The following is a 12,651-nucleotide window of genomic DNA, read 5'->3' as shown; positions in this document are numbered from 1 at the left end:
TGATATGGGGGTGCGCAAAGTGCCGTTTTGGGCGCTGTCCTACGGCAATGGCTATCAATCAAAATGGGGGCTTGTTTCTAGCCTACAGCGATCGCTCCCCCCTTGAGCGAGGGGCAGCAGCTATAATTTGAGAACAATTCTTGCTCGTGATACACCGCCTATGACGACCTCTCCCCTTCCCGCAGCCACCAAAATGGAAGCACAAAAGCACGGCCTGCCCGTGACGATTATTACGGGGTTCCTCGGCAGTGGCAAAACCACGCTCCTCAACCATATTCTGACCAACCAAGAGGGGCTAAAAACCGCGGTGCTCGTCAATGAATTTGGTGAAATTGGCATTGACAACGAGCTATTGGTGGCCAGCGATGACGGCATGGTGGAACTCAACAACGGCTGTGTCTGCTGCACCATCAACAATGACTTGGTGAATGCGGTTTATCGGGTGCTCGAACGTCCTGACAAGGTGGACTATTTGGTGGTGGAAACAACGGGACTCGCGGATCCGCTGCCGGTGGCACTGACATTTTTAGGAACAGATTTACGGGATCTCACCCGTTTGGATTCAATTATTACCGTGGTGGATGCGGAGAACTTTAGTCTTGATCTGTTCAATAGCAGCGCTGCCCAAAGCCAAATTGCCTACGGTGACATTATTCTCCTCAACAAAGCAGATCTGGTGACTGAGGAACGCTTGCAGGAGTTAGAACGGCGAATTCAGGAGATGCGGGAGGGGGCACGCATCATCCGCACGGTGAAGGCACAAGTGCCCCTGCCCTTGATTTTGAGTGTGGGGCTGTTTGAGAGCGATCGCTACTTCCATCCTGAGGCAGACCAAGAGCACCCTGATCACGACCACGACCATGAGTGTGACGAACATTGCGAGCATGACCATCCTCATCACCCTCACTCCAATCACCTTGAGGAGGATGGCTTTACTTCCGTGTCTTTCCAGAGCGATCGCCCCTTTGAACTGCGGAAATTCCAGTATTTTCTTGACCACCAGCTACCCGAATCCGTCTTTCGTGCCAAGGGCATCCTTTGGTTTAAGGAAAGTCCCCGCCGCCACGTCTTTCACCTCAGTGGTAAGCGCTTTAGCCTCGATGATGAGGAATGGAAAGGCGATCGCAAAAATCAACTGGTTCTCATTGGTCAAAACTTGGATCATCAGACCCTGCGGGCGCAGCTGGCTGCCTGTGTCACTGATGCGTAGAACCTGACCTAAAAACCTCTTTATGGCCAAGCAACGTCGCAAAGCGGACTTCCCCAGCAAAGTTTGTGTCGTCTGTGGGCGTCCTTTCCAGTGGCGCAAAAAGTGGGCGGATTGCTGGGAGGAGGTGAAGTACTGTTCCGATCGCTGTCGGCGACGCCGTTCCCAGTCTCAAACCTAACCGATGACTCAGCAAGTGCAGACGCTCAAACTCTTTGGTCAGCCCGCCCAACGGGGGCGCTGGTTTCTGATTCCTTTGGGGATGCTGATCCTGCTATGCCTTGGCACGGTCTATAGCTGGAGTATCTTTCGTGCCCCCCTTGCCGCCGAACTCGGGCTAAGTGCCACCGCTAGCCTTCTACCCTATGCCTTGGCTTTGATGTTTTATGCCCTGCTGATGCCGATTACAGGGGCTTATTTACCCCGTTTGGGGAGTCGCCGACTGACGGTGGTGGGGGGTTTGGTGGTAGCTGCGGGCTATCTGGGGGCCAGTATCGCCAATTCGGGTCTGATGTTGACACTGAGCTACGGGGTCATTGCTGGTACGGGGGTGGGGATCACCTATGGTATTCCAATGGCTGTGGTGGCCGCTTGGTTTCCCGATCGCAAAGGACTCGCGGTGGGGACGACGATTGTCGGTTTTGGCCTTTCGCCTCTAATCACTGCTCCCTTGGCCAATGCTTTGATTCAAGCCACATCAGTCCGCACGGCACTGCAAATTTTGGGAATTGCCTTTGGTGTCATCATTGTCCTGTGTGCCCAAGGAATGCGCTTTCCCCCTGCGGGTTGGGCACAGATGCTGCCCCAAACTCCCACCTCCGCACGGGTTGCCCATTATCCGCCCTCGCTGCTGCGGAGTCGGTCATTCTATGCCCTTTGGAGCTGCTATGCCCTCGGGACGTTCATTGGCCTGAGCAGTATTGGCATCTCTGGCGCCGTGGCTCAAGAGGTCATTGGTCTCTCGCCTGAAGCTGCTGCTGCCAGTGTGTCATTATTTGCCCTCTTTAATGGCCTCAGTCGTCCCCTCATGGGGTGGTTGAGCGATCGCTGGCCACCGCGGTATGTCGGTATGACCATGTTTAGTTGTGTCTTAGCGGCCAGCCTCATCATGACGACGGCAACGGTGGGGGACGTGGCGCATTTCTTGGTGGCCTTTGCCCTTCTCTGGTTTTGCTTGGGGGGATGGCTGGCGATCGCCCCCACATTAACGCTGCGTTTCTTTAATCCCGCTGACTATGCCAAAAACTACGGCGTTGTCTTTACCGCCTATGGGGTTGGCGCCCTCTTAGGTACCCTTGTCAGTGGTCAAGTGCGCGATCGCCTAGGCAGCTACAGTGCCCTGTTTTATTTGTTGGCTGCCCTTGCAGTCTTGGGCATTGTCTTGGCGGCCACTTTCCTCAAGCCCGATCCACAAACCTCCCCAGCAGAAGAATAAAAATCGAATCAATCTGATACGCTAGCAGCAGTTTTGCACTAGGATTAGGTCAAAAACTCGGCAAAGGGAGCGAGCACAGCACGAATGTACGACTGTATTATTGTCGGCGGTGGACCAGCAGGGGGGGCAGCTGCTTATCATCTCGCGCGGCGGCAACGCTCAGTTTTGGTCTTGGAAAAAGCCGCCCTTCCCCGTTCAAAACCCTGTACAGGGGCTGTGTCACCCACCGTTGGCCAATGGTTTGATTTTGATTTTCAGCCTGCTATTACCGATACCACCCGCACGGTGCGCTACAGTTGGCAGCTCAGTGAGGCCGTTGAAGCCGAGTTAAGTATTCCCGAACCCATCTGGCTTGTCGAGCGCAGGGTCTTTGATCAGTACCTCCTGCAGCAGGCCCAACAAAAGGGAGCCATCCTCATTGACCAAACCCCGGTGACTGGAATTACGTTTCAAGGGGATTACTGGCAGATCCACACAGCAACAACAACCTATGGAGCACGTTATCTCATTGCCGCTGATGGAGCCAACAGTCAAATGGCTCAGTGGCTGGGCTTTAAGCCCAAAGTCGGGCGTACTGCGGCGGTGATGACGGTGCCGAATCCCACCGGCGATCGCGCGGCGCATTTTGAATTTGGCCTTGTCAAAAATGGCTACCTCTGGAGTTTTCCCAAGGGAGATCAGCGAACCGTGGGGGTCGCTCTCGTGCGGGGGAGCGATCGCGCCAATTGGGAACCGATTTTGCAACAGTATTGCGCTGCCCATGGGCTGCAGCTTGCCAATTGTCCCATTCAATACCATCCCCTTTGTGTCTGGGAGGGTCAGCAACCGCTCCATACCCACCATGCCCTTCTTGTGGGTGAAGCTGCTGGCCTTGTGGATCCCTTTTCCGCCGAAGGCATTCGTCCGGCGCTCTACAGTGGCATGCGGGCTGCTGAAGCCATTGATGCGGCTCTGGGGGGAGAGGCGGATGCCCTAGCCACCTATAGCAAAACTTTGCAGGAGGAATGGGGCACGGATTTAGTGTGGGCGCAACGCCTCGCGGGACTTTTCCATCGGATGCCGGGGGTGGGTTACCGCCTTGCCCTGAAACGTCCCTCCGCTACCCAGCGGCTGGGTCAAGTCCTCTGTGGTGAGTTACGCTATCGCGATATTGCGGGGCGCGCCATCCAACGGCTGAGCAGTGCGCTCATTCCCGGTCGCTAGATCTCCAATTCAATGGCGGTGGGCTGATTGGGGGCGATCGCCAGCCCTTTGCGGACGCCGAGAATGCGAAAGACTTGGATTTTGCGCTCTTTGCCCTTCAGTTCCAACGGTCCCCAAGGTTCAACTTCATAGCGATCGCCCAGATATTCCAGCGTTTCCTGTGCCACTAAAATCCGACAGGGACTCGGCTGGCGGTGCTTGTCCACACTTTCAAGGCGGGAGGCGGTATTCACACTGTCGCCAATAACACCGTACTCGAGGCGATTCTTACTACCGAGACTGCCGACCACAATTGGGCCTGTATAGATACCCGCCCGCATCATCACCTGCGGTAGCCCTTGAGCCGCCCATTCGCGGTTCAGTTCCTCGAGCAATTGTCCCAAGGCCAAAGCACAATCCACAGCATTGCGGGCATCAATGGCAATGCCTTCCCGACTCGTGCGCTTGATGGGCACACCAAACACCGCCATAATACCGTCACCGGTAAACTTGTTAATGACCCCGTGGTAACTTTGCACCACATCCGCCACTTTCTCAAGATAGGCGTTGAGCCAGTTAAAGAGTTCCTCCGGCTCCATTCTCTCGGAAATTGTGCTAAAGCCCTTCAAGTCAGTAAAAAGGAGTGTGGCAATCAGGCGTTGACCGGGTAATTTGCCGTCCTTGAGGAGTTCATCGCGCCGTTCCCACATGGCGGCGGCAATTTCCGGGGAGATACTTTGACCCAAGAGGCGCATCACCATTTGCCGTTGCTGTTGGGCTTGCTGTGCGGTATAGCTGACCACCCCGCCACTGCCAAGAAGGAGCGTCAATGCCGGCGGCACAAGGGGCACCCAGCCCAATTTCAAAAACAGCCCATAACAGGTGAGCAGTAGGAGGAGCAGAGCCGTGCCTACAGCCGTGGCTAGAGCCAAAGGATGGCGCACTCGCCAAGCAAGGATGGCACCAATCAATGCCCAAAGAACAATCCAAACGTTCTCCACACTGTTGGGCCAAAACCATATAACCGCGCGATCGCCCAAACCCGCATCAATGAATTGCCCCACCATTTGCGCATGGATAAAGACCCCCGCCATGCGTTGATTGTCCCGCAGACCCGAACTAAAGGGGGTATAGAAAAAGTCCTTACCGCTTTCCGCAATGTTGCCAATGAGAACCACGCGATCGCGAATCAAGTCAGGAGCAACCCGCTCATTGAGCACATCCTCTAGGGGCACCCACGTCACCGCCCGCTGATCACCGCGATAGTTGAGCATAACTTGATAGCCCGCCGTATCGGCACCCACATAGCCGCCATCATTGGGTTGCAGAGGTGTAAAAATGCTCTGTCCTAGCTGCATCACATTGGGATCCGCATCACTGCCCCGCGGCTCAATCCCTTCATCGGCGAGGTACCGCAGCGCCAGGCGCAACGAGAAGGAGTACAGTGTATTCCCCTGATCGTCCGGCAAAAAGAGTAAACTGCGACGGACAATGCCCCCAGCATCCACCGTGACATCATTAAATCCCACCTGATCGGCACTGAGAGCCGCAGGAGGGCGAATCGTTGGGTGAGTCGCATCCCCTAGCTTAGTGACAGCAAACAGGCGATCGGAACTTAACCAAAGGCGGTTTAATTCCTCATGTCCCGGTGGTACAGCAAAGTCACGGTAAATATCAAGGCCAATCGCACGGGGTTGATGTTTGAGGAGTTTTTTTAAGGCTTGGGCGTAGATCTGATCCGGCAGCGACAGGGAGCGGTAGCGTTGAATATCAGCCTCGGTCACAGCCACCACCAACAGTCGCGGATCGGGGCCGGGCATGGGGCGCAATTGCATCAGGCGATCGTAGGCTCCCAATTCCAACGGTTGTAGCCCACCCATTTCGCGAATCCCAATCACCACCGTGCTGGCCACGGCACTGGCCACGACAATCAAACCGAGATCAGCAAAGGTGCGGCGAAAGTGGGACAATAGGGGCAGCATAGCTTTGCAGGCAAGCAAGAGATTTCCTTCATCCTATCGCTATGAAAAATTACTTGGTAGCGACATTGGGCGATCGCCTCCAAGCCGAGGCTGTGTATACCCAGCTGGAAAAGGACGGCTTCCCCATGGAAAAGGTAGCCCTATTGGGGCGAGGCTACAAACAGTGGTCAGAGTTAGGACTCATTGATCCGTTTCAAGTGGCCCGCCAGCAAATGCAACGGATGTTGATCTGGCTGGTTCCCTTTGGCTTCTTTGCCGGTTTTACCTTTAACCAGGCCACGCAAATTGATATTCTGCCGATGCTGGATCGCCTCAATAATAGTCTTTTGGGAGGTATCTTTGGCGCGATCGCGGGTGCCTTGGGTAGCCTCACCGTGGGGGGGGGTCTGCAAGTGGTGATTACTGGCAAGTCTGGCATCCCCTTTGAAAAGCGATTGCAGCGAGGCAAATACCTGATCCTGATTCAAGGCAGTGACAGCGAGATTCGCCGCGCCGAACGTCTCCTCAAAGTGCAACCCCTAGAAAACCTGCAAAGCTACACCCTCGACGAGTAGGGAATGGTTTTCTCAAAACAGGAAGCTCAAGTCTCCCTCCTTATGTGGTATATTAAAAAATCGCGATGAAAGGGTCGGTGCCCGAGTGGTTAATGGGGGCGGACTGTAAATCCGTTGGCTACGCCTACGCTGGTTCGAATCCAGCCCGGCCCATAGAGATAAAAAAGCCTGAACCCAAGGAATATCAAGGGTTTCAGGTTTACTATTTTTTTGTAAGTGGACTATTTACTGCTGTTACTTGCTCAATCAAGGAGCAGAAGTGATCATATTTTGGTCAACAGTTTTCAAAGGTGGGCAATGGTGGCTTAGGACCTTCAGGAAAGGAATTGATGCAAGGGGCCAATCATGAGTGAACCTGTAACGCAATCTGAATTGAGTCAAGTGTTGGATGCCATCCAAGGGATGCAGGCCAGTCTTCAGGCCATAGAGAAAAAGCTGGATATTCACATTGCCACCAGTGGCGAGAGGTTCCAACGACTTGAGGACAAAATTGATGCCGTCGAGGCGAAGCTAGAGCAGCGTATCAATGCGGTTGAGGCCAAGCTGGAACAGCGTATCAATGCCGTTGAGGCCAAGCTAGAGCAGCGTATCAATGCTGTCGAGGCGCAATTGTCGCAGCATATTAGTTCCGTAGAGGCGCAATTGGGGCAGCGCATTAACACAGTAGAGACCACATTGCAGCAGATTGTCAAACGTCAGGATGGAACCGATGCCCGTCTGTGGGGATTCTTGGTGACGCTGCTGGTGTTGGCTGCTGGCTTAATCACTAAGCTGCTGTTCTTTGACACGCCACGCCTTTGATGACGTTTTGCGATGGCTTAGTTGAGGGGACGATCGCGAGTATCCCCCCAGAGAAATTCTGGCTTCTAGGTTTTTGACGTGCTATCTCTACGCCGAGTCCAGCCCAGCCTATCAAAGTAAATAGGCAATTCCCCCAGCAAGAGCGATAATGCCTAGCCAAGGATGCCACATCTGTTGTAGGGGTAAGCGTGCAATCTTTTGACTGAGGAGCAAACTGGCAAGGGTACTGATGAAAAGTGTGGTTGTTTGCAAGAACCCGATCACCGCGGGATGGGCTTGCCAACTGGGCAAACTCGTGCCATCGAGGCCAAAGGTCGCAAAGGTTACGGGCAACAACTGCCCTGCCTCCCCTAGACCAAGGGGCAAGTAATAGGCCAAATTGGCGCCCAGCACCAAAGGCAGATAGCCATAGGCCGAGCGCACAAAGGGAACCGAGCCTTGTCGTTGTATCTGATGCCAACCCCATGCCAATAGTCCCGGCAGAGCTAGCGCCACCACCGCAATCATCCCCTGTAACCCAAAATGAGCTTCCGTCAGTCCTAGCCATTGCAAAAGCAGGGGTAAACGGTGCAGCACCACCGCGCCCAAGAGCAAAAAGAGCAGGCAAACTTCAGCCGCCGTGGCCTCATGACTGGTCCAGAGATCAATGGCCGGCGGGCGCAAATTGAGTTCTACTGAGCGATGGGGGCAGGCCTTGAGACAGGTCATGCACAGGACACAATTGCGGTTGTCTGGGAGTTGGGCCGGATGGGAATAAACGGGACAGCCCCCTGTTTCTTGACCTTCCCCAAGGGCAGGGCCGCCTTTGTAGCATTGGTAGGTTTGGCAACTAGCAGCGCACACCCCCTGCTGTGCCCGCAATTCAAGAATGGAGAGTTTGCCAAAGAGGCCATTCATGCCACCAATGGGGCAGAGATAGCGACACCAAAAGCGACGTTCATAGAGCTGAGAAAAAATCACGGCTCCCGCTGTAATCAAGATCAGTAGCCAACTGGATAGATAGGCAGTATTGGGTAAATCCCACAATTCTTCCCACAGGAGAATCACGGCAAAGAGGCCAAAGAGCACCCAGCCTCCCCAGCGCTCGGCTAGTTGACGCGGCCAAGGGCGCAGCTTGCGCGGCCAGATCTTCAGGGACAGCCTTTGCAGGACTTCGCCGTAGATCATGAAGGGGCAGACAGCACACCAAATGCGCCCCAAAAAGGGAAAGATCAGTAGTGAGACCGGCCACCACCATGCCCAAAAGAGGTTCAGGGTAAAGTTGTGTTCGCGATCCTGCGGCCCCCATAAGCCAATGGCCACGATCAGCGGAAACAGCCAAAGCGTGACACCATAGTTCAGGCGATCGGGCCACCATGGACTGCGTAAAAAGGCGCGCAACTGGGGATAGGCATTGAGCAGGTTCCAGCGAAACCGCCGTTGCCGCGATCGCTCTGGCCAAAAGACTTCTTCCGTCAGCACGTCTGCCCCTTCGGCTTGGACGATGGCACGCTCCACTAGACTCGCCAACTCCCGCAGGTTGCCGGGAAAATCATAACTCTGGAGCCGCCGTAGGGCTTCGGGTGTGATCCGCGGTTTGGGAATGCCCCGCTGCCGACAGTAGAGGGCAATGTAGTAATTCACTAGGGCTTCAATATCTGCTTTGGTGACCCGCAGAGGAGGTACTTTAATTTGGTGACGTACCAGATCTTGGCAATCACAGCCTTTCTTTTCGGCAATCAGAATCAGTCGCCCCGGAAAGCGGCGGGGGGGAACGGGGGTCTCAGCTACCGGTTCATAGGTCTGCTCGGCGACAAGGCGGCGCAGTTGCGGATAGAGGTGGACTGGCCATTCATGGACATTGTTGAGGATCAGAGTGCCCTCTGCCAGCCAGTCGAGGAGACCCGGCTTGTTGGGTTTACCAAAGAGTTCTGCCCCATTCGCGGATAGGGTGCCACAGTTAAAGCGAATCAAGGGTTGCCGGCGATCGCTCGACCCATAATGAATCAAGGCAGCAATATTATCTTTTTCTAGACCGGGTTCACCAAAAATCAACACCGGCTGGCGATCGCGAGCGGCCTCTTTAATCCCTTGGCGTAAGCGCACCGCATAGCGGCTACTGCCCACAATTCCCTGTTTCACCCGTGGCACAAGGTAGGGACGCAACACGGCCTGCCGCTCCTGCTCGTAGGCTAGATCACTGAGGGCACTTTGCAACTGCTGCGACACCTGTTGGCGGAGTTCGGGAAATTGAGTGGCCAATGTGGCAAACACCTCGCGGGGCAATGTCCATAGTTCGCAGTCCATTAGAGTAATCACCGTTTGCGGTGCCGGTTGTTCCAGCACCAGTTCTAGCCAGTGCAGAACCGTTCCTGGTAGAAGGGTTGTTACGGTTGCGGGGCGATCGCGGGTGGTGTGATAGGCCTCCAATTCTCCCGATCGCAGAATCATCAAATGCGTTACCGGCGTGTCCTCAAGAACAATGCGACGATTGGCAGCAATGAATTCTGTGCGCAGGGCAGCGGCGATCGCCTCCAGTGCCTCCAAAGAGAGTGACTTAAGGGGGGTATGGGTTTGCAACCAAGGCAAGCGATCGGTCATAGCCTCAAAAGGGGGACTTTCTGAACAAAATTGATGACACTAGACTGATAGCTCAGTTCCCCTACTAAGCTACGCTAGGATTGTAAGGATTTGTTACACTCCTCAACACTCGATTACAGAACCCTTAGGAAGTTGTTATGAGTCTGCCGATTCGTAATGTTGCTATTATCGCCCACGTTGACCACGGGAAAACAACACTGGTGGATGCCCTACTGCGCCAAGCTGGTACTTTTCGCGAGGGGGAAGAGATTCCTGAGTGCGTCATGGACTCCAATGATCTGGAGCGGGAGCGCGGCATTACGATTCTGGCCAAGAATACAGCGGTTCGCTACAAAGACTTGACGATTAACATTGTCGATACCCCCGGCCACGCCGATTTTGGCGGTGAAGTCGAGCGGGTTTTGGGAATGGTGGAGGGCTGTCTGCTGATTGTCGATGCCAATGAAGGCCCGATGCCCCAAACGCGGTTTGTCCTCAAAAAAGCCCTTGAAAAAGGTCTGCGCCCCATTGTGGTCGTGAATAAAATTGACCGGCCGCAGGCGGAACCCTACAAGGCCATTGACAAGGTATTGGATTTGTTTATTGAACTGGGGGCGGATGACGATCAGTGCGAGTTTCCCTACCTCTTTGCCTCTGGCTTAGCGGGCTATGCGAAAACCGACTTAGATGAGGAAGGCAAAGATATGCAGCCCCTCTTTGAGGCCATTGCCCACCATATTCCGCCGCCGGTGGGCAATCCCGATGCGCCCTTGCAACTTCAGGTGACGACCCTAGACTACTCAGAGTACCTAGGGCGAATTGTCATTGGCAAAATTCATAACGGCACAGTGCAGGTGGGGCAGCAGGCAGCCTTGGTCAAGGATAATGGCCAAATTGTCAAAGCAAAGATTACCAAGCTCTTGGGCTTTGAAGGACTAAAACGGATTGAATTGGACAGAGCGAGTGCCGGCAATATTGTCGCGATCGCTGGTTTTAGTGATGCCAACATTGGTGAAACCATTACTGACCCCAACAATCCCCAAGCCCTCCCCCTGATCAAGGTAGATGAACCCACCCTGCAAATGACCTTTGCGGTCAACGACTCCCCCTTTGCCGGTCAGGAGGGAACCTTTGTCACCTCGCGGCAATTGCGCGATCGCCTGTTTCGGGAACTGGAAACCAATGTGGCGCTGCGGGTCGAAGAAACCGACTCCCCCGATCGCTTTGCCGTTTCCGGTCGGGGTGAATTGCACCTTGGCATTCTCATTGAAACCATGCGCCGCGAAGGCTATGAATTCCAAGTGTCCCAGCCGCAGGTAATCTACCGTGAAGTCAATGGTCAACCCTGCGAACCCTATGAATGCTTGGTGCTTGATGTTCCCGATGAAGCCGTGGGTGGCTGTATTGAACGGCTAGGCCAGCGCCGCGGTGAAATGCAGGATATGCAGGTAGGGGGCAATGGTCGGACTCAACTGGAGTTTGTGATTCCGGCCCGGGGTCTCATTGGTTTCCGCGGCGAATTTATGCGCCTAACCCGCGGCGAAGGGATTATGAACCACAGCTTTTTGGACTATCGTCCCTTGGCAGGCGAGATCAGCACCCGGCGCAATGGCGTCTTAATTGCCTTTGAGGAGGGCACGGCCACCTTCTATGCTCTGAAAAACGCCGAAGATCGCGGCGTCTTTTTCATTACCCCCGGCACCAAAGTCTACAAAGGCATGATTGTCGGTGAGCACAACCGTCCCCAAGACCTTGAAATCAATGTCTGCAAAGCCAAACAACTCACCAACTTCCGCTCCTCAACCGGGGATGAACTGGTGCAACTACAAGCACCCGTCGAAATGAGCCTAGAGCGGGCACTGGAGTATATTGGCCCCGATGAACTGGTGGAGGTAACCCCCAAATCAATTCGGCTCCGCAAAATGAGTAAAAAGCTGGCTCGCCGCTAATGCTCACGAATGCCTTTTTTGCCCTCTCGCTGTTTCCCTATTTGGGGTTCTTGTACTTCATGAGCCGCAACCCCAACACCCCCCGTTTAGCCCTGATTGGCTTCTATGGAACACTGGTCTTTGTCGCCGTCACGATTCCTGCGGGACTCTATGCCCAAAGGGTCTATGGTACAACCTTGGCCAATGTGGACGGGTTGCACGGGGGGGCAGAATTCTTTTTGACCTTGGCCAATATCCTCATTGCCTTGGGCTTTCGCCGTGCCCTCAAGGAATCTGGATGACAGCTCCAGAAGGAGGTTAGAAAACTAACGAAAGAAATATCGTAATTCTTACCTAAAAAGAATAAAAATAATCGGCTGTGCGAGAGCTTTGTAAGCAACCTCATAGCCGAAGAGGGTTTAGCTAAGCTCTGGCTATGCCCTCCTTAGTTGAGGTAGGCATCAGGTAGCGATTGGGGGTCACTTCTGCAACTAAGAACAGTTGTTCAGCAATATTTTTGCCTTTTAGAAGTATTTTTTTCTATGCTATAGTTCTGAGCAATTTAACTCTAAGACTCCCATTACAAAACTACGGATTGATTCCCATGGATGATATTTTCAACTCTGGGGATATTCTTGATAACCGCTACCAAATTCTCGAAAAGATTGGGGGCGGAGGCTTTGGCCATACCTATCTCGCTATAGATACCAGAATACCTAGTAACTCTCCCAACTATCGTTGCGTTATCAAGCAGTTAAAACCCAACAATGAAAAGTTTGAAGTAGCTAAGCGACTGTTTGACCGTGAAGCCGTCGTCCTAGCTGAGCTTGGACACCATGACCAAATTCCAGAACTGCGTGCCCACTTTGTTCATAAAGGCTCTCTTGATAAAGATTATTTCGTAATGATTCTTCAGTTTATAGATGGCGTCAATCTCACTCAGGAGATTCAACAGGGGCATCCTTTAGGAGAACATCAAGTTAAGAAATGACTAATAGAAATA

At 53.7% G+C, this 12,651-nt stretch carries 11 protein-coding genes and 1 tRNA gene; 10 read left to right on the top strand and 2 right to left on the bottom strand.

All coding sequences use genetic code 11. The annotated features are described in order from the left end of the window. The first annotated feature begins 160 nt into the window (after positions 1-160). From NBE99_RS07345 to NBE99_RS07330, 4 genes are all read left to right on the top strand, one after another. A complete protein-coding gene (locus NBE99_RS07345) occupies positions 161-1,210 on the top strand; it encodes a GTP-binding protein (RefSeq protein ID WP_250681458.1) in 1,050 nt (349 codons plus the stop codon). Between the two features lie 22 nt (positions 1,211-1,232). Then, a complete protein-coding gene (locus NBE99_RS07340) occupies positions 1,233-1,388 on the top strand; it encodes a DUF2256 domain-containing protein (protein WP_250681457.1) in 156 nt (51 codons plus the stop codon). Positions 1,389-1,391: 3 nt separating this feature from the next. Further along, entirely contained in the window at positions 1,392-2,642 is a 1,251-nt protein-coding gene (locus NBE99_RS07335; RefSeq protein ID WP_250681456.1) for an OFA family MFS transporter, read from the top strand. 84 nt (positions 2,643-2,726) lie between these two features. Continuing rightward, the gene (locus tag NBE99_RS07330) at positions 2,727-3,845 is read left to right on the top strand and encodes a geranylgeranyl reductase family protein (protein WP_250681455.1); all 1,119 of its coding nucleotides are present in this window, start codon (positions 2,727-2,729) and stop codon (positions 3,843-3,845) included. Here the strand turns inward: NBE99_RS07330 and NBE99_RS07325 are convergent. Beyond that, positions 3,842-5,806: a CHASE2 domain-containing protein gene (locus tag NBE99_RS07325; protein WP_250681454.1), complete on the bottom strand. Its 1,965-nt coding sequence runs from the start codon at positions 5,804-5,806 to the stop codon at positions 3,842-3,844. The genes NBE99_RS07330 and NBE99_RS07325 overlap by 4 nt on opposite strands. A gap of 41 nt (positions 5,807-5,847) precedes the next feature. Between NBE99_RS07325 and NBE99_RS07320 the strand changes: the two genes are divergently transcribed. The 3 genes from NBE99_RS07320 (at position 5,848) to NBE99_RS07310 (ending at position 7,161) form a co-directional block, all read left to right on the top strand. Continuing rightward, complete coding sequence (locus NBE99_RS07320; protein WP_250681453.1) at positions 5,848-6,360, top strand: hypothetical protein; 513 nt, start codon at positions 5,848-5,850, stop codon at positions 6,358-6,360. Between the two features lie 71 nt (positions 6,361-6,431). After that, a tRNA-Tyr gene (locus NBE99_RS07315) sits at positions 6,432-6,513 on the top strand. Between the two features lie 192 nt (positions 6,514-6,705). Next, positions 6,706-7,161, top strand: coding sequence for an apolipoprotein A1/A4/E family protein (locus tag NBE99_RS07310; RefSeq protein ID WP_250681452.1), 456 nt, complete (start codon positions 6,706-6,708; stop codon positions 7,159-7,161). Between the two features lie 111 nt (positions 7,162-7,272). Here NBE99_RS07310 and NBE99_RS07305 read toward each other — a convergent pair whose 3' ends face one another. Further along, positions 7,273-9,741: a cyclic nucleotide-binding domain-containing protein gene (locus NBE99_RS07305; RefSeq protein WP_250681451.1), complete on the bottom strand. Its 2,469-nt coding sequence runs from the start codon at positions 9,739-9,741 to the stop codon at positions 7,273-7,275. 137 nt (positions 9,742-9,878) lie between these two features. Here NBE99_RS07305 and typA point away from each other — a divergent pair, with 137 nt between their 5' ends. The 3 genes from typA to NBE99_RS07290 all read left to right on the top strand — a co-directional run bounded on the left by typA (position 9,879) and on the right by NBE99_RS07290 (position 12,639). Continuing rightward, positions 9,879-11,669, top strand: a complete 1,791-nt coding sequence (typA, locus tag NBE99_RS07300) for a translational GTPase TypA (protein ID WP_250681450.1) — start codon at positions 9,879-9,881, stop codon at positions 11,667-11,669. Beyond that, a complete protein-coding gene (locus NBE99_RS07295) occupies positions 11,669-11,950 on the top strand; it encodes a DUF3593 domain-containing protein (protein WP_250681449.1) in 282 nt (93 codons plus the stop codon). Before typA ends, NBE99_RS07295 begins: the two co-directional genes overlap by 1 nt. 302 nt (positions 11,951-12,252) lie before the next feature. Continuing rightward, complete coding sequence (locus NBE99_RS07290; RefSeq protein ID WP_250681448.1) at positions 12,253-12,639, top strand: protein kinase; 387 nt, start codon at positions 12,253-12,255, stop codon at positions 12,637-12,639. Positions 12,640-12,651 lie beyond the last annotated feature (12 nt).

The sequence above is a fragment of the Thermosynechococcus sp. HN-54 genome, assembly GCF_023650955.1.
Taxonomy (GTDB): domain Bacteria; phylum Cyanobacteriota; class Cyanobacteriia; order Thermosynechococcales; family Thermosynechococcaceae; genus Thermosynechococcus.
Note: the sequence above shows the minus strand (reverse complement) of the source record. Positions and strands in the feature narration are given on the sequence as shown.